The organism is Marinibaculum pumilum, from assembly GCF_042646425.1.
Taxonomy (GTDB): Bacteria; Pseudomonadota; Alphaproteobacteria; order Ferrovibrionales; family Ferrovibrionaceae; genus Marinibaculum; species Marinibaculum pumilum.
Genome location: NZ_JBHRTR010000031.1, coordinates 377,487 through 399,319, shown reverse-complemented (window position 1 = coordinate 399,319; position 21,833 = coordinate 377,487). Strand labels below are relative to the sequence as shown.

General features: G+C 67.9%; 16 protein-coding genes. 4 read left to right on the top strand and 12 right to left on the bottom strand.

Translation table 11 applies throughout. The annotated features are described in order from the left end of the window. Window positions 1–62: 62 nt before the first annotated feature. The 11 genes from ACFOGJ_RS19310 to ACFOGJ_RS19260 all read right to left on the bottom strand — a co-directional run bounded on the left by ACFOGJ_RS19310 (window position 63) and on the right by ACFOGJ_RS19260 (window position 12,704). A complete protein-coding gene (locus tag ACFOGJ_RS19310) occupies window positions 63–533 on the bottom strand; it encodes a hypothetical protein (RefSeq protein WP_379903562.1) in 471 nt (156 codons plus the stop codon). A gap of 106 nt (window positions 534–639) precedes the next feature. Further along, on the bottom strand, window positions 640–2,595 hold the full coding sequence (locus ACFOGJ_RS19305; protein ID WP_379903560.1) for a motility associated factor glycosyltransferase family protein: 1,956 nt from the start codon (window positions 2,593–2,595) through the stop codon (window positions 640–642). Continuing rightward, the gene (locus tag ACFOGJ_RS19300) at window positions 2,588–4,600 is read right to left on the bottom strand and encodes a hypothetical protein (protein WP_379903558.1); all 2,013 of its coding nucleotides are present in this window, start codon (window positions 4,598–4,600) and stop codon (window positions 2,588–2,590) included. Before ACFOGJ_RS19300 ends, ACFOGJ_RS19305 begins: the two co-directional genes overlap by 8 nt. Further along, window positions 4,548–4,886, bottom strand: coding sequence for a flagellar biosynthesis regulator FlaF (locus tag ACFOGJ_RS19295; RefSeq protein ID WP_379903556.1), 339 nt, complete (start codon window positions 4,884–4,886; stop codon window positions 4,548–4,550). Before ACFOGJ_RS19295 ends, ACFOGJ_RS19300 begins: the two co-directional genes overlap by 53 nt. Then, entirely contained in the window at window positions 4,828–5,352 is a 525-nt protein-coding gene (locus ACFOGJ_RS19290; RefSeq protein ID WP_379903554.1) for a flagellar biosynthesis repressor FlbT, read from the bottom strand. The genes ACFOGJ_RS19295 and ACFOGJ_RS19290 overlap by 59 nt, the downstream gene beginning before the upstream one ends. Window positions 5,353–6,095: 743 nt before the next feature. Then, window positions 6,096–6,986 carry a flagellin N-terminal helical domain-containing protein gene (locus tag ACFOGJ_RS19285; RefSeq protein WP_379903552.1) on the bottom strand — a complete coding sequence of 297 codons (891 nt, stop codon included), beginning with the start codon at window positions 6,984–6,986 and terminating at the stop codon, window positions 6,096–6,098. A 97-nt stretch (window positions 6,987–7,083) separates the two neighbouring features. Then, complete coding sequence (locus ACFOGJ_RS19280) at window positions 7,084–7,971, bottom strand: flagellin N-terminal helical domain-containing protein (protein ID WP_379903550.1); 888 nt, start codon at window positions 7,969–7,971, stop codon at window positions 7,084–7,086. A gap of 94 nt (window positions 7,972–8,065) precedes the next feature. After that, a complete protein-coding gene (locus tag ACFOGJ_RS19275; protein WP_379903548.1) occupies window positions 8,066–8,953 on the bottom strand; it encodes a flagellin N-terminal helical domain-containing protein in 888 nt (295 codons plus the stop codon). 140 nt (window positions 8,954–9,093) lie between these two features. Beyond that, entirely contained in the window at window positions 9,094–9,981 is an 888-nt protein-coding gene (locus ACFOGJ_RS19270; protein ID WP_379903546.1) for a flagellin N-terminal helical domain-containing protein, read from the bottom strand. A gap of 160 nt (window positions 9,982–10,141) precedes the next feature. Next, window positions 10,142–11,032, bottom strand: coding sequence for a flagellin (locus ACFOGJ_RS19265; protein WP_379903544.1), 891 nt, complete (start codon window positions 11,030–11,032; stop codon window positions 10,142–10,144). Window positions 11,033–11,813: 781 nt separating this feature from the next. Continuing rightward, window positions 11,814–12,704 carry a flagellin N-terminal helical domain-containing protein gene (locus ACFOGJ_RS19260; protein WP_379903542.1) on the bottom strand — a complete coding sequence of 297 codons (891 nt, stop codon included), beginning with the start codon at window positions 12,702–12,704 and terminating at the stop codon, window positions 11,814–11,816. A gap of 552 nt (window positions 12,705–13,256) precedes the next feature. Between ACFOGJ_RS19260 and ACFOGJ_RS19255 the strand changes: the two genes are divergently transcribed. Next, window positions 13,257–14,492: a hypothetical protein gene (locus ACFOGJ_RS19255; RefSeq protein WP_379903540.1), complete on the top strand. Its 1,236-nt coding sequence runs from the start codon at window positions 13,257–13,259 to the stop codon at window positions 14,490–14,492. Here the strand turns inward: ACFOGJ_RS19255 and ACFOGJ_RS19250 are convergent. Then, on the bottom strand, window positions 14,489–16,111 hold the full coding sequence (locus ACFOGJ_RS19250; protein ID WP_379903538.1) for a tetratricopeptide repeat protein: 1,623 nt from the start codon (window positions 16,109–16,111) through the stop codon (window positions 14,489–14,491). The two genes, ACFOGJ_RS19255 and ACFOGJ_RS19250, sit on opposite strands and share 4 nt — an antisense overlap. A 178-nt stretch (window positions 16,112–16,289) precedes the next feature. Between ACFOGJ_RS19250 and ACFOGJ_RS19245 the strand changes: the two genes are divergently transcribed. From ACFOGJ_RS19245 to ACFOGJ_RS19235, 3 genes are all read left to right on the top strand, one after another. After that, window positions 16,290–17,504, top strand: a complete 1,215-nt coding sequence (locus ACFOGJ_RS19245; protein WP_379903536.1) for an ATP-binding protein — start codon at window positions 16,290–16,292, stop codon at window positions 17,502–17,504. 195 nt (window positions 17,505–17,699) lie between these two features. Further along, window positions 17,700–18,743 carry a GTP 3',8-cyclase MoaA gene (gene moaA, locus ACFOGJ_RS19240; protein WP_379903534.1) on the top strand — a complete coding sequence of 348 codons (1,044 nt, stop codon included), beginning with the start codon at window positions 17,700–17,702 and terminating at the stop codon, window positions 18,741–18,743. A gap of 1,075 nt (window positions 18,744–19,818) precedes the next feature. Further along, the gene (locus tag ACFOGJ_RS19235; protein WP_379903532.1) at window positions 19,819–21,813 is read left to right on the top strand and encodes an ankyrin repeat domain-containing protein; all 1,995 of its coding nucleotides are present in this window, start codon (window positions 19,819–19,821) and stop codon (window positions 21,811–21,813) included. Window positions 21,814–21,833 lie beyond the last annotated feature (20 nt).

The window sequence follows — 21,833 nt, the reverse complement described above, 5'->3', positions numbered from 1 at the left end:
GCACCGGCTGCACCCGCCGGCCCGTCCTGGTCGTGTGCGGCGATCCGATCGCCGCGGCCCGCTCAAGCGAGAACGGATCTCTCGCCTTTGCCACCACCCGTGGGCGTATCCGCCGATATCGTCTGGTTCGAGCCGGTGGCAGCAGTCCCGATCGCCGGCGCGGACCCGTTGGGTCCGTTGCTGGCGCCCGAAGCGGAGTCCTCGCTGGAAGCGGAGCTTCCCGGCGAGCCGCCTGGCGTGCGGTCCGAAGTCTCGGATCCGGACAGGGAGAGTCCGGACGATCTGGCCCGGTACTCGTCGACAGCTTGCTTCGACGGCACCTGGCGGATCACCGCGCCCGTTTCGGCATCGCGATACTGGATGATCGCAAGCCCCAGTTCGTGGTCGAACTGGATGAACGGGCTGAAGTAACGCGCATTCTGCTGACTACCGTCCGATGCCGGAGCGACAGCGGAGGTCTCTAGCCCTTCCGCCTTCGGCGGAAAACTGGATGGGGGCGTCGTGCGGGCGCTATCAAGAGCTGATACCACCATTGCACTGCCCTCCTTTTCTAGAGGCAATACCATGATGGCACCGGGGGTGCGTCCGGTCAACTACAATTTAAGACAAAACTGAAACGGGAAATTTTAACGAAAAAGCCTAACTTCCTGTTAATGCGACGGCTTCGTCGGCATCGGTAAGGACATCGTCGACCGTCAAGCCGATCTCCTGGATGACGAAGCGCATCTCCCGCATCATGTGGCGCATGATGCGGTCGGCCTCTTCCCGGTACAGAGTGTAGATCGCCCGGCTGGTCGCCGGATCGCTGGCGCGGCTGCCGAAATACATCCCCACCCGCGCCAGGGCCCGGATGCTGCCGCCCATCGTGGCGAAGGCGCCCTGGTGCAGGGCCTGCGCCTTCATCAGCAGGATATGCATCCGGGCGAAGGACTCCGAGAACGGCTCATCGGCATCCGCGCAGTCGCGCAGGATCTGCGACACCCCGTCCGTCAGGTCCCGGCAATCGCCCAGGAAGCCCGGCAGGTTCGCCGCCCGGATCAGGTCGTCGCCGGTGTAGGGCGCCATCCGGCGCTGGATCTCCGCCAGCAGCGCGGGGCGGTCCAGCGGCGGGTTGTGCAGACGCACCGAGGTCGGCAGCCGCGGGATCGTCTCTTCGACGATGGCGCCGTCGCTGCAGTTGAACACCGTGATGACCCGGTTCTTGATCACCTGGGTCAGCATCATGCGCGACAGGTCCAGCGCCCAGCTGGTCTGGGCATCGCCGCCGAAATTGGCGCGCACCTTCAACGGGTAGCGGAAGCGGTCGTCGCCCATGCCCAGGTCGAAATAGATCGAGCCCTTCGCATGGTGGCGCTTGTCGACCCGCTTCCCGCAATCGACGCCGAACAGGTAGAAGGTCCGGAAGCCCAGGATCGAGAAGCAGGACAGCCCCGAATTCACGCAGGTCGGCGCGACGCCGAACAGCTCCTTCAGCCGCCCCCGGAACACCTTCGACGAGGAAATCGCATCCCGCAGGAAGAAATCCGCCTTGCCGAACAGGTCCGCAATCCGCGGATCGCACGAGGTGGAGCCGATGAAATGCACCTGCGACAGGTCGAATTCGCTGCCGATCCGCCGCATCAGGTCGAACACGACGGGGACGTTCTCCAGCTCCACATGATAGTCAGGGGTGATGCCCTGGCGCAGCAGCACGGACAGGGCGGTACCGCAGCTCACCACGATCGCCCGGTCGCGCAGTTCGCGCACCACCGGCACCGCCTCGTCCAGGGACGGGCCGGAGCCCACGATGAACACCGGTTCGGGCCGCTCCACCCGCGGCTGGCCGTCGATCAGCCCGCCGCTGCGGCCGATGAAGTTGCCCGCGGTGTTCCGGATCATGACCATTTCGTCCTCGAAATAGCCGATCGCCAGGAACATCTCGTGGATCTTCTCCTGCAGCAGCTTCTTCGCTTCGTTCAGCGACCACAGGCCGTGATGCTGGAAGATGAAGCTGCCGTCGAGGAAACCCGGGCCGTTCCGCTCCACGAAGATCTCCACCATGGACTGGATCGCCTTCGGATCGTCCAGGGTGACGAAATCGACAACCCCGCCGCGCGTCTCGACACTGTCCAGCAGCGCCTCCCAGTCCACCACCTCCAGCGAATGGGCCAGCACCTGGACCATCGGCTCGATGAACAGGACGAAACTGGCCTCAGTTTCCGCCACCAGCCGCTCCAGGCCATGGCCCAGCCCGACGCCGTAGACGAACAGAAATGTCTTGCCCCGCAGCGGGTAGACCGGCACCTCCTCCGCCTGGTTGGCACGGGTCAGCGCCAGCATGTGGCGGGTCATCCGCTTCGAGAGCGGGCTTGAAAGGCCCATGGAATCCGGCGAACCGAGCGCGAAGCGGTGCGGCGAAGCCAGATAGGCATCGAGCTGGCGCCGCGTGCTCTCCCGCCCGTCGGCGCCGTAGAAGCGCTTGCCGTCCAGCGAGACGTCGATCAGCGTCTCCCCGTCCAGGATCGGCACCAGATTGGCGATCGGCTCCGCCAGCTTGTCGGCCAGGACCGGGAAGCGCTGGCGGATCGCCGCCAGGGACCGCGCGCGATCAGCCATGCGCCACTCCCCTCTGCGTCGCCGCCGCGTCGCCGCCGGAGGCGGTCAGACGGCCGCGGATCGCCTGCTCCAGCCGGTCCGCCAGGACCGAGGCGGACAGGTCGCGGCGCCGGTCCCGGGCGCGCAGACCGTCGCGCAGCTGGACGAAGCCGTCGCGATCCAGGGCAAGTTCGGCGGCCCGCCGGATCAGCTGGGCGGGCCCGTCGCAGACCAGCGCGCCGAGCCCCATCGCCGTCAGCAGCGCCGCATAGCTGCCGTCGCGCAGGCCGGCTTCCGGCCCTTCGGGGGCGACCGTCAGCACGGGGCAGCCTGCCACAAGGGCCGCCACGACCGGCTGCGCGCTGGCCGGCAGGGTCGGCGCCACCGCGACATCCAGGTAGCGACAGAAATCATCGGCGCTGTCCGTCTTCACCAGGGTGACCGCGGCCGCGGCGTCGCCGAAGCCCTGCAGCAGCCGCTCGGTCAGCGCCGGTTCGGAGAAGCCGTTGTCACGGATCGCGATCGTCGCATCGGGCACCGCCATGGCGATCGCGGCGAGCATCGACAGCATCTCGCGCGTCGCCTGGCCCGGCCGCATGTCGCAGCCGAAGACCAGGCCGGGGCCCGGATCGCTTTGCGGATCGCCCCCCTGCCCGTCCGCCACGCCGGGCATGGCGGCCTGCCGGGAGGCCGGGACGTCGCTCAGGCCGAAGGTGAGGACCGACAGGCCCGCCGCCCCGCCCGTCATGCTGCCGCCAGGTACATCGGCCTCCCCGGCCGCCAGGCGCGCATCATAGGGGCGCCCGTCGGGCGCGACCGGCAGCTGCGGCCACAGCAGCCGCAGCGGCGCATCGCTCTGCGCCACCGCCAGGACCCCGTCGACACAGCCGAAGCCGGCCGTGTCGATGACGACGTCCAGCCCCTCGCCGCTGAAGATCCGGGCCATCGTCGCGCCGTCGACCTGGCGCACGTCGCGCCACAGCTCGAAGGCACCGCGATAGACACTGTTCCGGGGATGCGTTGCGGGTCCGTAGCCGAAGGCGATCGGGCGCACGGTCTGGCGGTTGAAGGCGCGGCAGATCTGGGCGACGGCGCTTCGGATGTCGGGCCGCACCTCGCCGGCGACCAGGAAGCCGATCGTCAGCCTTTCGGCCGACGGCCGCCGCCGCGCCGCCACCGGCGGCGGGCAGTAGGCCGCAACCCAGTCGCCGCAGGCCCGGGCCAGGGCAGCGGTATCGGGTTCGCACCACCACAGGTCGGACAGCCGGTGCGCCGCCACCTGGCAGGCTGCCAGCGGGTCGAGACCGGGCACCATGACCGCCCCGTCATGGGTGCCCGCGGCAATCGCATGCTCGCCTGCGGCGCAGCGCGCCTGGGCGATCAGGCTCAGGGCCGCGGCATCGCGCCGGCCGGCCAGCCCTTCGGCCGCCGCCGCCGCCTCGCCGAAGCGCTCCTCGGTCAGGAGCAGGCGCACCAGGTCGCCCTGCGCCTCCAGGTCGCGCGGGAACAGCTTCAGATGGTCGCGCAGGTAGCGGATCGCCTGTTCCGGCCGGTCGCGGGCCGCCGCATTGCGGGCGGCGGTCGCCAGCGGCCGCTCCTCGATCGCGAGGAAGGCCTGGCCGAAGGTCGGAAAGTCCGGCGGAACCAGGTCCTGCAGGGTGGCGTCCAGCCCCATCCCGGTGGCCAGCTTCCCCAGGAACAGGCTTTCGTTGAGGTCGCCGGCCAGGGCATAGAGCGAGGCCAGCACCTCCGCATAGGAGCCGTTCTCCGGCTCCGCATCGTGGGCGCGCCGGACAAGGGCGATGGCATCGGCGAGATCGTCGCTGCGCCAGGCCAGCAGCCCCAGCAGCAGCAGGGTCGGCGGGTGATCGGGCCGCTGGGTCGCCAGGACCTCCAGCGCGGTGAGTGCCGTGTCGGTTTCGCCACGCGCCAGGGCGCGCGCGGCCGGGATCAGATCCTGTATGCTTGCGGGATCAGAGAACCTGGTTGACGCGACCGGGTACTGGGGCCTGGGACTGGGTGTCATGAGACTGCGGGGGTTCGGCCAGCAGACCGCCGCCGATCTGCAGGTTGATGTTGACCAGCACCTCGACCCCGTCGGGATCCGGCTTGGACAGCAGCGCCACCGACCGCTTGTCGATGAAATCCGCCAGCGACAGGATATTGCCGCGCAGATCCACCGGCCAGGGGCAGTCCGGCTCCAGCATGCTGGATTGGAAGATGGTCCATAGGCGCCAGTTCAGACGGACGGCTTCAGACAGCTCGCGCTTGTCTTTGCTTTTGGCCTCGCGCAGGCGTCTTGCCGCCTCCATCAGGGCCCAGCCTTCTGTCCGACGCGGATTCCCCTCCTGCGGGATTCTTGAATAGCCCGTCCGTGGATATGCCGCGTTCATGTATGCCATCGAGGATCTCCTGCTCCCGATCGATGAGCTCGCGCGCCTGACGCAACGCCTTGTAGAACCGCCCCTCGGCTACCGACTGCCGGAACTCCCCGGTCAGCTGGCGCGCGCTGGGCACCGCCTCTTCGAACTGCGACGTCAGCTCATCGAACTGCGCCAGATAGCGGTCCCGGTTCGCTTCGAACAAGTAGGCGCATTGGATCGCGTAGTAGATCCGCCGTGCCGGTGTCGCAGCCTCAGTCTCCGTCATGATGTCTTTCTCGCGCATTAACAGCGCTTCGTTGTGCACGACGAGATTCGCCGACGCACCGACGGATTCCAGGACGCAACCGTTGATGATGATTTTTTCGTTCGGTTTCAGATTGATCTTCAGCGGCATTCTACCTCCTCTCCGGACGCCTTCTGCGCCCTATGAAACCGTTCCGTGGCGACCTTCCCGGCCGGCGGACCATCCGCCTGGCCGAATGTCATCACTCTAGCAGTCGCGGCAGCCACAAGGCGCCGCCGACCCGCTTCCGTAGGGTAACATCGGCACAGACAGACAACCAGCAGGCCGTCCGGCGCCAGAGCCGCCCACCGATCGCTGGTAGCACGTCTCGTGCCACACCAGGCGGCCATCGCCCGGCCAAGAATAACTCAAATAATTCAATATCTTAAAGAACTCAGATCGCGCCGCCTCGATTGCCGCCAGGCGATCCTGGCCAGGCCCGGCAATTTCTGCCGGCAGCATTTGCCGCCCTGCGCTGCCACGACCGCAGAACCGGCCCCGCAGAACCGGGACCGATGAAGCCGTGCCTGAAGGCTCACGATTGAACGTCGGAAGGGATTGGCGGCCAGGCAAGGGGGGCGCCGGGCCGGTGTGCCGGCCCGATCGCCCCCATGCGCACGCCTCTGAATATGTGCGGGAGGACACCTGACTCCCGGAAAAAAAAGCCCGCGACGCGGAAACCGGACGGGTGCAGAACCGGCCCAAAGGACATCGTTGCCGATGCTTGCCAATCTGGCAAATTCCTCTGGAGCGCGCCGCGGGCGGAACTTGAGAAGACCTTGGTCTGACTTCTCAAGCCCAAAAGTACTAGATAGACAGACCTTCTATCCTACTCAGGACTGATACTACCGGCCTTACCGGAAGAGCGAGAGAACGGCCCGCTCGTTCTGGCCGGCGAAGGACAGCGCCTGCAGGGCCAGCTGCTGCCGGGTCTGCAGGGCCACCAGGTTGGCGCCTTCCTCGTTGATGTCCGCCAGGGTCAGCTTGTCGGCGCCCGTCTCCAGGGTGTCGACATAGGACTGAGAGAAGTCCAGGCGGGTGTTGAGGAAGGTGACGTTCGAACCCAGATCGGCGGCCGTCGACCGCAGGGTCGTGATCGCCTCGTCGAGGCGGGCAATCCCCTTGTCGAAGTTCGACACGCTGGCACTGGTGAAAGCCACCGAACTCGCCGCCGAGAAGGCGATGATGTTGCAGGCGAGCGAGCCTGCCGCTGTCGCACCGATCGAGGTGAACAACGCGCCGCTGGTGGTCGAAGAGACCTGCAGGTTCTTGCCCTGAACGTCGAGCTTGGCGTTCGAGGAGTCCGAGAACTGCACGGTCAGCTTGGCCGTCGACGAATTGAGCAGGTTCAGGCCCTGGTACGACGAGTCGTTCAGGATCTGGTTCAGCTGCTCAGACAGGGTGTTGAACTGCGTCTGAAGAGCCGTCTGCTCGGTGGTCGAGGCGGTCTTGGCGCTCTGCAGGATACCTTTGAGCTGGCGCAGGGTGGCGTCGACCGCCTCCACGCCGTCATTGGCAGCCTGCAGGCTGGAGATCGCCTGGTTGATCTCCGACTTCCTATCGGAGATGTCGCTGGCCCGGTCGGTCAGCGACTTCGCCTGGAAGAAGGAGACAGCGTCGTCGATGGCGCTGTTGACCCGCTGGCCTGTGGCCAGGCGGGTCTCCGTCCGCTGAGCGAGCGAGTCCGTTCGCTGCAGGGACAGCAGGTTCGTCCGGATGGACGAACTGAGGGCTATTTCAGCCATGGATCAGCTCCTTTCTGGAACCTCATGAACGGTGGCCATTCGGGCCACCAGGACAAATTTACCTATGCACTTTTTGTGCCAGGTAAACTTTGCCTACCTAGAAGAGCGAAAGAACGGCCCGCTCGTTCTGGCCGGCAAAGGACAGTGCCTGCAGGGCCAGCTGCTGCCGGGTCTGCAAGGCAACCAGGTTGGCACCTTCCTCGTTGATATCCGCCAGGGTCAGCTTGTCGGCGCCCGTCTCCAGGGTGTCGACATAGGCCTGGGAGAAGTCCAGACGGGTATTCAGGAAGGTGACGTTCGAGCCCAGGTCCGCGGCCGTCGACCGCAGGGTCGTGATCGCATCGTCGAGGCGGGCAATCCCCTTGTCGAAGTTCGACACGCTGGCACTGGTGAAAGCCACCGAACTCGCCGCCGAGAAGGCGATGATGTTGCAGGCGAGAGATCCCGCCGCGGTGGCCCCGATCGAGGTGAACAACGCGCCGCTGGTGGTCGAGGAGACCTGCAGGTTCTTGCCCTGAACGTCGAGCTTGGCGTTCGAGCTATCCGAGAACTGCACGGTCAGCTTGGCCGTGGAGGAGTTCAGCAGGTTCAGGCCCTGGTACGACGAGTCGTTCAGGATCTGGTTCAGCTGTTCCGACAGCGTGTTGAACTGCGTCTGCAGCGCCGTCTGCTCGGTCGTCGAGGCGGTCTTGGCGCTCTGCAGGATACCCTTGAGCTGGCGCAGGGTGGCGTCGACCGCCTCCACGCCGTCATTGGCAGCCTGCAGGCTGGAGATCGCCTGGTTGATCTCCGACTTCCTATCGGAGATGTCGCTGGCCCGGTCGGTCAGCGACTTCGCCTGGAAGAAGGAGACGGCATCGTCGATGGCGCTGTTGACCCGCTGGCCGGTGGCCAGGCGGGTCTCCGTCCGCTGAGCGAGCGAGTCCGTCCGCTGCAGGGACAGCAGGTTCGTCCGGATGGACGAACTGAGGGCTATTTCAGCCATGGGTCAGCTCCTTTCTGAAGCTCGATGACGCGGCCCTTCGGGCCACTGGGTAGAATTTACCTAGCCACCTTCTGCGCTAGGTAAATTTTGCCTACTAGAAGAGCGAGAGAACGGCCCGCTCGTTCTGGCCGGCGAAGGACAATGCCTGCAGGGCCAGTTGCTGCCGGGTCTGCAGGGCAACCAGGTTGGCACCTTCCTCGTTGATGTCCGCCAGGGTCAGCTTGTCCGCACCCGCTTCGAGGGTCTGGACATAGGATTCCGAGAAATCCAGGCGGGTGTTCAGGAAGGTGACGTTCGAACCCAGGTCGGCGGCCGTCGACCGGAGGGTCGTGATCGCATCGTCGAGGCGGGCGATCCCCTTGTCGAAGTTCGACACGCTGGCACTGGTGAAAGCCACCGAACTCGCCGCCGAGAAGGCGATGATGTTGCAGGCGAGAGATCCCGCCGCGGTGGCCCCGATCGAGGTGAACAACGCGCCGCTGGTGGTCGAGGAGACCTGCAGGTTCTTGCCCTGAACGTCGAGCTTGGCGTTCGAGCTATCCGAGAACTGCACGGTCAGCTTGGCCGTCGAGGAGTTCAGCAGGTTCAGGCCCTGGTACGACGAGTCGTTCAGGATCTGATTGAGCTGCTCAGACAGCGTGTTGAACTGTGTCTGAAGAGCCGTCTGCTCGGTGGTCGAAGCGGTCTTGGCGCTCTGCAGGATACCCTTGAGCTGACGCAGGGTGGCGTCGACCGCCTCCACGCCGTCATTGGCAGCCTGCAGGCTGGAGATCGCCTGATTGATCTCCGACTTCCGGTCGGAGATGTCGCTGGCGCGGTCGCTCAATGCCTTTGCCATGAAGAACGACACGGCATCGTCGATGGCGGAGTTGACCTTCTGGCCGGTGGCCAGGCGCGTCTCCGTCCGCTGAGCGAGCGCATCTGTTCGCTGCAGCGAGAGCAGGTTCGTCCGGATGGACGAACTGAGGGCTATTTCAGCCATAATCGGAGTCCCTTTCTGGAACCTTGGTAAACTGAGGACATTCGGACCTCTTCGGTGAACCTGGCGGACTCCCCCGTCGCCGGGTCAGGCTTCGCCTGCCCGGTCTGCGATGGCGGCGGCCCCGCTCAGGCCTTGCCGGATTAGAACAGCGAGAGAACGGCCCGCTCATTCTGACCGGCGAAGGACAAGGCCTGCAGGGCCAGCTGCTGCCGGGTCTGCAGGGCGACAAGATTGGCGCCTTCCTCGTTGATATCCGCCAGGGTCAGCTTGTCGGACCCGGTCTCCAGGGTGTCGACATAGGACTGGGAGAAATCCAGGCGGGTGTTCAGGAAGGTGACGTTCGAACCCAGGTCGGCCGCCGTCGAGCGCAGTCGCGTGATCGCATCGTCGATGCGGGCAATCCCGCGGTCGAAGTTCGACACGCTGGCGCTGGTGAAGGCCACCGAACTGGCCGCCGAGAAGGCGATGACGTTGCAGGCGAGCGACCCCGCCGCCGTGGCGCCGATGGACGTGAACAGCGCGCCGCTGGTGGTCGAGGAGACCAGCAGGTTCTTGCCCTGCACGTCCAGCTTCGCGTTCGAGCTGTCCGAGAACTGCACGGTCAGCTTCGCCGTCGACGAATTCAGCAGGTTCAGGCCCTGGTACGACGAGTCGTTCAGGATCTGGTTCAGCTGCTCGGACAGGGTGTTGAACTGGGTCTGCAGCGCCTGCTGCTCGGTGGTCGAGGCGGTCTTGGCGCTCTGCAGAATGCCCTTCAGCTGCCGCAGGGTGCTGTCGACGGCTTCCACGCCGTCATTCGCCGCCTGCAGGCTGGAAATGGCCTGGTTGATCTCGGACTTGCGGTCGGAAATGTCGCTGGCGCGGTCGCTCAGCGCCTTCGCCTGGAAGAACGCCACCGCATCGTCGATGGCGGAATTGACCTTGCGGCCGGTGGCCAGGCGGGTCTCGGTCCGCTGCGCCAGGGCATCGGTGCGCTGCAGGGACAGGAGGTTCGTACGGATGGACGAACTAAGGGCGATCTCAGCCATGTAACGTTCCTTTCTGGAACCGCGCCGGCCCATTCTGGATGCGCGGGGTCGTTCGCAGGCCGCTTGCCGCGTCCTGCGTGGTCTCCGGGCGCAGGTCGCCTTTGGCGACCTGCGCTACTCAAATCGGACTATGTACGGGGATGCGGTGCGCCGCCTGCCCTTAACCGAAGAGCGAGAGGACGGCCCGCTCGTTCTGGCCGGCGAAGGACAGCGCCTGCAGGGCCAGCTGCTGCCGGGTCTGCAGCGCCACCAGGTTGGCGCCTTCCTCGTTGATGTCCGCCAGGGTCAGCTTGTCGGACCCCGTCTCCAGGGTGTCGACATAGGACTGGGAGAAATCCAGGCGGGTGTTCAGGAAGGTGACGTTCGAACCCAGGTCGGCCGCCGTCGAGCGCAGTCGCGTGATCGCATCGTCGATGCGGGCAATCCCGCGGTCGAAGTTCGACACGCTGGCGCTGGTGAAGGCGACGGAACTCGCCGCCGAGAAGGCGATGATGTTGCAGGCCAGGGAGCCGGCTGCCGTCGCCCCGATGGAGGTGAACAGCGCGCCGCTGGTGGTCGAGGAGACCAGCAGGTTCTTGCCCTGGACGTCGAGCTTGGCGTTCGAGCTGTCGGAGAACTGGACGGTCAGCTTCGCCGTCGAGGAATTCAGCAGGTTCAGGCCCTGGTACGAACTGTCGTTCAGGATCTGGTTCAGCTGCTCGGACAGGGTGTTGAACTGCGTCTGCAGCGCCTGCTGCTCGGTGGTCGAGGCGGTCTTGGCGCTCTGCAGAATGCCCTTCAGCTGCCGCAGGGTGCTGTCGACGGCTTCCACGCCGTCATTCGCCGCCTGCAGGCTGGAAATGGCCTGGTTGATCTCGGACTTGCGGTCGGAAATGTCGCTGGCGCGGTCGCTCAGCGCCTTCGCCTGGAAGAACGCCACCGCATCGTCGATGGCGGAATTGACCTTCCGGCCGGTTGCCAGGCGGGTCTCGGTCCGCTGCGCCAGGGAATCCGTGCGCTGCAGGGACAGCAGATTCGTCCGGATGGACGAACTAAGGGCTATTTCAGCCATTGGTCAGCTCCTTTCTGGAACTGTTGTATGTGCACCGGACCGGCGGGCTTGTTTCGCCTGCTCGATCCCCCGGATTTTCCGGGCAGGCACATCCTAGCACAGAGCGTGCCAGAACCGGCAGGACCTGCCGGCTCGTTTTTTCCCGCACAGGCCGAGGGGCTGGAATCTGCAGAAATCCGCGAAAAACCATCCGGACAAACCTGCCTAGCTGGCAATCCATGCCAGGCGACCGGCACGGTCCGGCAGGATTTTCCCACCCGGCGCGGGATCCATCGGCAGGTTTTGCCGGGCGCGCGCTGCATTTTCTGCCGGGGCTGCAGAAGCTGCCTGCAGCGGACGGCAGAATTTGCCGTCGTGTCCCGCGCCAGCGGCAGGACCGACGCGTCCCGGCCGGGGAAAAGACATCCTGGAGAACAATGCGCCGGGGATAGGTGACATAAGGAGCCGCCTTGAGGAGGCAAACCGGGACGACACGGACCCGATGCAAGCCGGCTGTGCCGGCAGGCGGCGCACGAAAGGACCGGTGCCGCCCATATCGGGGCATGCCGGCGCGACACCGAGGAGCAGCAGCCGGGACCGCATCCGGAGGACGGCCAGCCCGCCAGTCCGCCCGGACGGACGTCGGGCGCCGCTTGCCAAGCGGGAGGACGGCTGGACGAAAGAAAAAAACCCGCTCGCGGCGGGCAAGGCCGGCACATGACGCCCGGCGGCGCCACCGCCAGGCCCGGCCTGCGCCCCGGGGACGCCGGCCGGGCCGGGGTGGAAGAAGCGCTTCGGCCGATCAGCCGAAGAGGGAAAGGACGGCCCGCTCGTTCTGGCCGGCGAAGGACAATGCCTGCAGGGCCAGCTGCTGCCGGGTCTGCAGGGCCACCAGGTTGGCGCCTTCTTCGTTGATGTCCGCCAGGGTGAGCTTGTCGGACCCCGTCTCCAGGGTGTTGATGTACTTGACCGAGAAATCGAGGCGGGTGTTCAGGAAGGTGACGTTCGAGCCGAGCTGCGCCGCCGTCGAACGCAGGGTCGTGATCGCGTCGTCGATCCTGGAGATGCCCCGGTCGAAGTTGCTGACCGACGCAGAAGCGAAAGAGACCGAACTCGCCGCCGAGAAGGCGATGATGTTGCAGGCCAGGGAGCCGGCAGCCGTCGCGCCGATCGAGGTGAACAGCGCACCGCTGGTGGTCGAGGAAACCAGCAGGTTCTTGCCCTGCACGCTCAGCTGGGCGTTGGAGCTGGTCGAGAAGTCCACCCGCAGGACCGAGGTCGAGGAGTTCAGCAGGTTCAGACCCTGATAGGCAGAGTCGTTGAACAGCTGGTTCATCTGCTCGGCGAGGGTGTTGAACTGGCTCTGCAGCGCATTCCGCTCGGTCGTCGAGGCGGTCTTCGCGCTCTGCAGCAGACCCTTCAGCTGCCGCAGGGTGCTGTCGACCGCGTCGACCGCATCGTTGGCGGCCTGCAGGGTCGAGACCGCCTGCCCGATGGCATCCTTGCGGTCGTTGAAATCGGACGCACGGTCAGACAACGCCTTGGCGGCGAAGAATGCGACGGCATCATCAATGGCTGAGTTGACCTTGCGGCCCGTCGCCAGACGGGTTTCGGTCCGCTGGGCCAGACTGTCGGTCCGCTGCAGCGAGAGCAGGTTGGACCGAATGCTCGCGGAAAGGGCGATATCGGCCATGTGTTACATTCCCTTCTTCCACCTGTTGCCGGCCGCCGCCGCACCTTCGACATGGGCAACTTCAATCGAATGCGTCCGGTCGGACCGAACGCTCCCGGCCGGCTAACAGCAAGCGGCTTGCCAGTTTACCTGCCGCTCATTTTTTCTATATTTTTCAATATGTTATAGTTATTTGAAGAACCGAATGACCGCTTTCGGCGAACCCGAAAGGGGCTGGAATGCAAACTTTGCCCGGCAAGACCCGCCTATCGTGGGATCGGAATCCGGCAATAGATGCTCGGTGATAAAGATCAAATTGCTGATATTTGCCACTGCCCAGGAACTGATGACGTGACGGACATGAGCGCCACTGGACGAAAGCACCTGTTCGTCGACGATCGCTGGATCAGTTCGACGCATGGCGTGTATCGGCAGGTGCCGGTCGCAGAAAAGGATCCGACCAACCCGCTTGTCGTCGCCGACCAGCCCTGGGAAGGCGGTCTCAATTGCTTTGGTACCGTGCTGGAAGATCCTGACGGCTGCCTCGGCACAGCGTCCGGAAGTCGTTATCGCATGTGGTACCAGATCTATGCGCGCGGCCGGTATGACGATCCCCGCTTCGACAGCGCGATCGGCTATGCCGAGAGCGCGGACGGACGGGTCTGGACCAAGCCGACGACCGGACTGGCGACGCCGCGCGGCGAGCCCAGCAACATCGTGGCGACCTGCCGCGGCCGTGGCCAGCTGCTGAGCCCGGCGGTGCTGCTGGACCCGCAGGCCGCGCCGGAGGCGCGCTACAGGCTGCTGAACTGGGACGCCATGTCGGAGGCCGACCTTGCCGCCCATGGCGATCCCTTCCCCCTGCCGGCCCGCAAGCAGGGCTGGCAGCCGATGGCAGGCGAAGGCCTGTTCACCGCGACCTCCCCCGACGGCCTGTCCTGGCGCGCCTGTCAGCCGCAGCCGATCGTCGGCGGGGAGGTCGATGCCTCTGCCATGAGCCGTCAGGAGGACGGCCGCTATGCCGCATATTTCAAGATCGGCGTGCGCGAGGAACGGCATTTCCGGGTCGTCGGGCGGACGCGGAGCAGCGACTTCCGCACCTGGGAGCCGGCGAAGGTCATCCTCAGGCCCGACTGGCGCGATCCGGAAGGCACCGAATTCTACGGCATGAGCGGGTTCGACTATTTCGGCACCCGCCTCGGCCTGCTCTGGGTCTATCGCAACAGCCCCGACGACAAGCGGGTAGAGGTCGAACTGGCCGCGGAGGGGACCGACGGCAACTGGCAGCGGGCGGCCGACCGGCGCACCATCCTGCCGGTCGGCGGCGCCGGCAGCTGGGATGCCGGCAGCATTTATCCGGCCTCCGTCCCGGTGGTCGCCCCGGCCACCGATCCGGACGCCATCTGGATCTATTATGGCGGGGTCAATGTCCGGCATGACGATGGCCGCTACCGGGAAAATGCGATCGGCCGCGCCCGGCTCCGGCTGGACGGCTTCGCCTGCCTCGCGGCCGGCTACATGCCCGGCGAACTGGTCACGGCCGTCCTGCCGGATGCGGTGGGCGGGCTCCGGATGAACGTCCGGGCGCCGCACGGCAGCCTGCAGGCGCTGCTGCTGGACGCCGAGGATAGCCGGGTGATCGCGGAGAGCGCCGTGCTGGGCGGCATCGACGACACCGACCTTGCCCTGTCCTGGACCGGCCCGGACACGCCGGAAGTGTCGCCAGGGCGGCCGGTACGGCTGCTGTTCAGGCTGCACAAGGCCGAGCTGTACAGCTTCCGCTTCGCCGCTTCCCGTTCGTCCGTCTAATCGTCCACCGACGGCGGCTGCCAGTCCCGGAAGGCCGCCGTCATTTCCGCCAGCAGGCCGTGCCAGCGTCCCGGCATCGGCTGGCGGTAGAGGCGCAGGCTGCCATACCAGGGGCAGGCGACGCCGCTGCGGCCCCAGTACCAGCGAAGCCCCGGCCCGGCAGGCACCATGGCCCAGGTCGGCCGGCCGAGCGCGCCGGCGACATGGGCCGCCGTATTGCTGACCGTGATGACCAGGTCCAGCGCCGCCACCTGGGCGGCGAAGGCATCCATGTCGCGCATCTGGTCGACCGCGGAATCCTGGATGATCCGGATGCCGGTGCGCTGCCGCAGGTCCGCCACCTCCGTTTCGACATCGCCGTATTGCAGGTTGACGAAGGTCGCCGGCCGCACGGCCAGCAGCTCGGAGAGGTCGGTCAGCGCCATCGACTTCGCCGGCCCCGCCCGGGCATTCACCGACCGCCAGGACAGGCCCACCAGGGGCCCCTCCCCCAACTGCCGATAGCGTGCGCGCAGGCCCCGCCGCAGGTCCGGATCGGCATGCAGATAGGCGCCAGCCGCGGTACCGGCGGTGTCGGCGGGGAAGTCCTCCCGCCGGTTCCGGAAGATGCCGCCGAGGGAGGCTAGCGGGATCTGAGCGGCGATGTCCGGCGCCTGCAGGCGCGGCGCCGGGGGGTCGCTGCGCGGCACCACGTCGACCGCCGGGAAGGAGCGCGCAAACAGCGGTGCCAGCCGCGGCTCGCATTCCAGCACGATCCGCTCCGCCCGCCGCATCGCATCCGGGATCATCGAGGCGAAGACGATCTCGTCGCCCACCCCCTGCTCGCCCCAGACCAGCACGGCGCCGGCAACCTTCTCGCCGCGCCAGCGCCGCTGCGTGAAGGGCCGCGGCGGCCGCTCCGTCGGCGCCGCGGCATCGAAGCGGCTCTCGAACGCCTCCCATCCGGCGCGATACTCGCCTTCCAGGAAGCGGGCATAGGCCAGGTTCACATCGACCTGCGCCGGGCTGTCGAGCTGGCGGCGGGCGGCCTCCAGTTCCGCCAGCCCGGCCGCAATCTCTCCGGTCAGCAGCAGCAGCTCGCCCAGGTTGGCGCGGGCCTGGCCATGCCCCGGGTCCAGGCGCAGGGCGCGCTCGAACGCCTGCCTGGCACCGTCCAGGTCGCCGCACTCCATCGCGCAGAGGCCATAGGTGGACATGGCGTCCGCGCTGTCGCGTCCCTGCCCCATGGCGGCATCCATGACCTGAAGTGCCTCCTCGGGACGGTGCAGGCCGCGCAGCAGGTTGGCCAGGTTGTTCCGGACAGGAAGGGAATCCGGCACGGCCTGCAGGAGCTCCCGGTACAGGCGCTCGGCACCGTCCCCGGCGCCCATCTCGGAGGCGATGTTGGCAAGCTGGAACTTTGCCTCGGCGTCCGACGGATCGCGCGACAGGATCATCTCCAGTGCCTGGACGGCCTGCTCCGGGCGCCCCAGCCGGCGGAAGACCTGCGACAGAAGAAGCAGCGCCTCGCGGCTGTCCGGTCCCTCGCCACCGGCCGCTGCCGTCAGCGCCCGGATCGCCTCGGGCCAGCGGCCCTCTGCCATGTGGCTGCGCGCCTCGGCCAGTTCGCTCTTCGCCATGTCCGCTTCCTCCGGCGGGGCCGGACGCCGCCGCTGCGCCGGATCGCCGGCGATGCCGCTGCGGTCCGGGATACACAATGAATGGATTTCGTCTACCATGCCTGCCGGGCTGCGACACAGACAACACTCCCCCTCCCCGCCGAAGGGGCGCGGGCGAGGTCATGGAAGGACGGGCATATTGGCTGTTGGCGGCCAGGAGCCTGCTGCGCGCAGCATTGACGAGGCAGGTGCGGATGCGCCGGAGCGCGGCCGTCACGACCTGCCGGTCGGCACCCATCTGGCCGATGTCCTAGACGCGCTGCCCACCCCGGTTCTGGCGCTCGACGACGGCTATGCCATCTATTTCGCGAACCGCCCGGCCGAGGATCTGCTGGGCTACCGGGCGGGCGAACTGGCGGGCGTGCCCCTGCAGCAGCTGTCGGAGACCGCGGCGATGCAGCTGCAGGGTCTGTCGCGGCGCGAGACGCCGCGGCAGATCCTCTGCCGCCTGACATGCAAGGACGGCCGCAGCCTGCAGCTCAGGATCCAGGGGCGGGCCCTGCGCCGCGGCCGCCCGGAAGCCCTGCTGCTGCTGTCGGAGGGGCGCGAGAGCCGGCCCGACCCGGCCGCAACGACCGGCAGCTCCCAGCTTGCCACCCTGGGCCAGATCGCGGCAGGACTGGCACAGGAGCTGGAGCAGCCGCTCAGCGTGATCCGCATGTCCGCCGACAACACGATCCTGATGGTCGAGGACGGCGAGACCGATCCCCGCTTCCTGCGCGGCCAGCTCGGCCTGATCAGCGGCCAGTCGCAGCGCATGGCCCGCATCCTGGAACATCTCCGCCATTTCGCCCGGATCGAACGCATCGATCCCGTGTCCTTCGACGTCAGCGACAGCGTCCGCACCGCGCTCGCCCTCATGGAACGGGATTTCCGGCGCAGCGGCATCCGCTCCCTCATCAGCCTACCCTACGGAGCGGCCATCGCCTTCGGCCTGCCGCTGCGGCTGGAGCAGGTGCTGGTCAACCTGTTCATCAATGCGCGCGACGCCATCCTCCGCGAGCCGGGCCTGCCGCCGGCCGAAGATCCGGCGACGCCGGCCGGCCGGCAGGGGCGCGTGGCTGGCGATGTGCGGGTGGCCGTGACGGTCCTGCCCGGCGTGACTGAGGGCGCGGGATGCGTCGAGATCCGGGTGAGCGATACCGGCCCCGGCATCCCCGACCGCTATCTCGGCCGCATCTTCGACCCCTTCTTCACCACCAAGCCACCGGGCAGCGGCACGGGGCTGGGCCTGTCGATCTGTGCGGCGCTGGTGTCCGACATGGGCGGCTCGATCGCCGCCCGCAATGGCGAGGGCGGGGCGGAGTTCGTGGTGCTGATGCCGGTGGCGGCGCCACCGGCGGACCGCGTCTGACGGGCCCCCGGCCAATTGGCGGATGACGCGACCGCCCGCAACCCTATATAGTCAGGTGGATATAGCGAAAGACCGGCAGCGCCATGGATGCGTGTCCGCCCGCCGATGGCGGCTGCCGGCACGAAAGGACAGCAGCGGGCCGTCATGAACTTTCATGCCCAGAGCGATATTGCCCCTGCCCCGCAGGATGCACCGGTGCCCGACGCAACGAGCCGGGCGGCCGGCGGCCGGGAACCGCTCGTCGACCCCTTTGGCCGGGCGATCACCTACCTGCGCGTTTCCGTGACCGACCGCTGCGACTTCCGGTGCCAGTACTGCATGGCAGAGAACATGACCTTCCTGCCGAAGGCGGAACTGCTGACCCTGGAGGAGCTCGACCGGCTCTGCGCGGCGTTCATCCGCCGCGGCGTCCGGAAGATCCGGATCACCGGCGGCGAGCCGCTGGTCCGGCGCGGCGTGATGTCGCTGTTCGACAGCCTGGGCGGGCGCCTGGGCCAGGGTCCCGGGCAGGGCCTGTCGGAGCTGACCGTGACGACGAACGGCAGCCAGCTCGCCCGCCATGCCGACGACCTGTTCCGGGCCGGCGTGCGGCGCATCAATGTCTCCATCGATACCCTTGATGCCGAGAAGTTCCGCCGGATCACCCGCTGGGGCCGGCTGGAACAGGTGCTGGACGGCCTGGCCGCGGCCAAGGCGGCCGGCCTTGCGGTAAAGATCAACACCGTGGCGCTGAAGGGCACCAACGACGACGAAGCGGACCGCCTGATCGCCTGGTGCGGCGAAGAGGGCTTTGACCTGGTCTTCATCGAAACCATGCCGATGGGCGAGTTGGACAGCGTGGCGCGGGTGGACCAGTACCTGCCCCTGTCGATGCTGCGGGCCGACCTGTCCCGCCGCTGGACATTGACCGACAGCGATTATCAGACCGGCGGGCCCGCCCGCTACGTGACCGTGGCGGAAACCGGCCGCCGGCTGGGCTTCATCACGCCGATGACCCACAATTTCTGTGAAAGCTGCAACCGGGTCCGCCTGACCTGTACCGGCACCCTGTACATGTGCCTGGGACAGGAGGATGCCGCCGATCTTCGTGCGGTCCTGCGCGACGGTGCCGACGATGCCGCCCTGGATCTGGCGCTGGAAGAGGCCATCGCCCGAAAGCCCAAGGGTCACGATTTCGTCATCGACCGGCGGCGGAAGACGCCCTCCGTCAATCGCCATATGAGCGTCACCGGCGGCTGAAGCCTGACCTGAAGCGGCGTGCCGGAAGGCGCGGCGGAGGGTATCCTGGTGTCTTGGCGGAGCCGGCTTGAGGGCTGCACGGGCGGTGTCCGAGGGAAAGCGACATGGACTGATCGGCAGGCGGGTGGTCCCCGACTGGCGCATGACGGGCCGCAGCCGGTGGCGCGGCCCGCTGGTGTCGGTCGCGATCCACAGTGGCTTGGTTGTCGCGGTCGCCCTTGCGCTGGGTTTGCCCTTCGCAAGCGACCCGCCGCCGGAGCCGCCGCAGTTCGAGGTTCGGATCGAGGACGCACCGGCGCCGGAACCGCAACGGCCCCGCGCGGAACCGAAGCCGCAGGAGGCGGCGCGGCCGACCCCCCAGCCCGATCTCGCGCAGGCGCTGAGGCGGCTGGCCCAGTCCGTTTCGGAAACCACCGACCGGCCCGAAGGCGGCGGTAGGTCGGCCGCAGGCGCCGCCGAAGCGGAAGCCAGCCCGTCTGCGGCACAGAGCGGCAGGATTTCGCCGCCTGCAAAGCCGGGCGAACGCACCCCGCCGGCCCCGGCGCAGGCATCGCCGGCAACCCCGCCGGAGGTTCAGCGGCCGGACGCGGCAAGACCGGGCAGCGCAGGCCAGCGGCCTGCTGCCGAGCAGGCAGACGCTTCTCCGACTGAAGCGGCCCGATCCCAAGCCTCCCGGCCTGATGCTTTCCGGCCAGACGTTCCCCGGCCTGACGTTTCTGGAGCACCAGCCCCACAGGCAGCACCACCCGAGGCCGTTCCGGCGCAGGCAGCGGCCCGGCCACCTGCCTCTCCGCCGCTCCGCATCCAGGCGCCGCAGGACCAGGCTTCCCCGCCGGCATCGCGGCCCGAGCCCGCCGCAAGGCCGGCGGCCACGGCAGGGCCGCCCCCCGCGGCCGACATCCGCACCGCGCCACCAACGGCTGCGGCCGAGGCGGCAGAGCCGCCGGACCCCGGTCAGGCGGAGCGGCGGCGCGCTGGCAGGCTGGACGAACTGGCGGCGCAACGCCGCGCGGCCGCGGCGCAGGACATCGAGGCGATCAGGGCGGCGGCGGCGCGGACGCAGAGCGCCGCTGCCGTGTCGGAGGACCTGCTGCGCCAGCTGGCAGCCCGCCTGAAGGAGATGATGGAGGCTTCCTCCGCCCAATGGGCACGCGACCAGGTCGAGAAAGTGGATGGCGAGGCCCGGGCGGTCGCGGAGCGCGCCGGACGGGCAGCCGAAGCCGCGGCGGCCAATGCCGCTGCAGCGGAGACCCTGACGGCGGAGATCGCCGGCGACCCCAGCCCTGCGGCGATCATCCGGCAGGCCGATGCGATCGCGACGGCACGCGGTCGCACCGAACAGGCCGCGCAGGCAGCCGAAAGCAGCCGCCGCCAGCTTGCCACGCTCCTGGAGGTGCACCGGCCAGCCGAACCGCCAGGAGGCGGCACGCCGCCTTCCCCTTCCCCGGCAGAATCGGACAAGCCGGATGCGGGCCCGGCCCCAACGGTGGCGGTCGCGCCTGAGCCAGCCGGTAATAGCGCAATCGCGGCACCGCCCGCTGGACCGCAGCCGACCCTGCAGCCGGCACCCGTGCTGACAAGCGCCGACGGTCCTGCATTCGAGCAGGTCGGTGTCCAGGAGGCGGGCCTGCAGCGCGGCGTGGCCCAGACCACTGCAGCGGCCTGGCTGGGCGACCGCATCGAACGCATGGTCAGGCGGTTGCAGGGTGATCCGAGCAGCCTGTCCTCGCCCGATGCCCGCGTCGCAATGCGGGCTCTGGAGATGCGGCAGCGGAACCTCGATGCCGCTGCCGCCGACCTTGTCGCGGCCCTGCAGGCCGAGCAGGCGGAACTGCGGAAGGCGCGGCAGGAAGGCCGCCCCCCCGTCCCCGATCCGCAGCGCGCGGCTCGCCTGAAGGCGGCGAACGCGGCCTTCGTGGACACGGCCGGCTCGGTGGCCGCGGCCATGGAGCCGGTCCTTGCGCGCCTGCCGAAGGAGGAGGCGGACTGGGCGCGGGTGATGCGGGACAGCTTCGACTGGCTGGTCGAGCAGCGGCGCCAGGAGGCGGAGCGGACGGCGCAGGAAGCCGCCTCCCGGCCACCGCCGGAGCCCACCCTGCACCAGAAGCGGGTCCTGGAGGCGGCGCGCGAGGCGAATCCGGCGCTGCCACCGGTCAACGGACCGCGGACGGCACCGCTGCCGCAGGGTCTGCAGGCGGCGCTGAACGCGGCGCGGCTGAACCATATTGCCCGGACGGTCCGGACGCCGAGCGCGCTCTATAACCTGGCGAACGCACTGCTGAATGCGGACGGAGTGGCCCGCGCCCCGCAACAGGCCGCGGCCATCATGAAGGATCTGGCGGAAGACGGTTTCCGCCCGGCGCAGCTGCGGATGGCGGAGATCGCGATGCTGGGCGATGGCCAGCCCGCGGATCCGGCCCAGGCCCTGGCCTGGTACCGGATCGCGGCGTTGCGGGGCAGCACGGCAGCGCAGAAGGCCGGCGCCGCCTATGCGGTCGAACTCTCGCCCGAGGTCCGCGCCGAGGCGGAGCGCATCCTCGCCCAGTGGCTGGCCATGCACGGGCCGGACACGAAACCCGGGCAGGACGAACTGGACCGCAACCTGGCAAAGGCGATCGAGCGGCAGGACTATGCCGAGGTGGAGCGGCTGCTGCAGGAGGGCGCCGACCCGCAGTCGCTGGACGATTCCGGTCGCACCGCGCTGGTCGGTGCATCCTGGCGCGGCCGGCGCAGCATCGTGCGCCTGCTGATGGAGCATGGCGTGATGACCGACCTCCGCGATGCCGACAACCGCAGCGCCCTGCTCTGGTCCGCGATCAACGGCTATCCGCAGATCGCGGACGACCTTCTCGATTTCGGCGCCAATGTCGACATCACCGACGCCTTTGGCGCCACGCCCCTGATCCGCGCGGCATGGAACGGCAAGTATGCGGTCGCCGAACGACTGCTCGCGGCCGGCGCCGATGCCAGGCGGCGCGATTCGGAGGGACGCTCCGCCGTCGACCGGGCCGCGGCCAATGACGACGACCGCATGCTGCGACTGCTGGGCGCGCGGCCCGGCCAGCTGTAGCCCAGGCTCGAGCCGGGCCA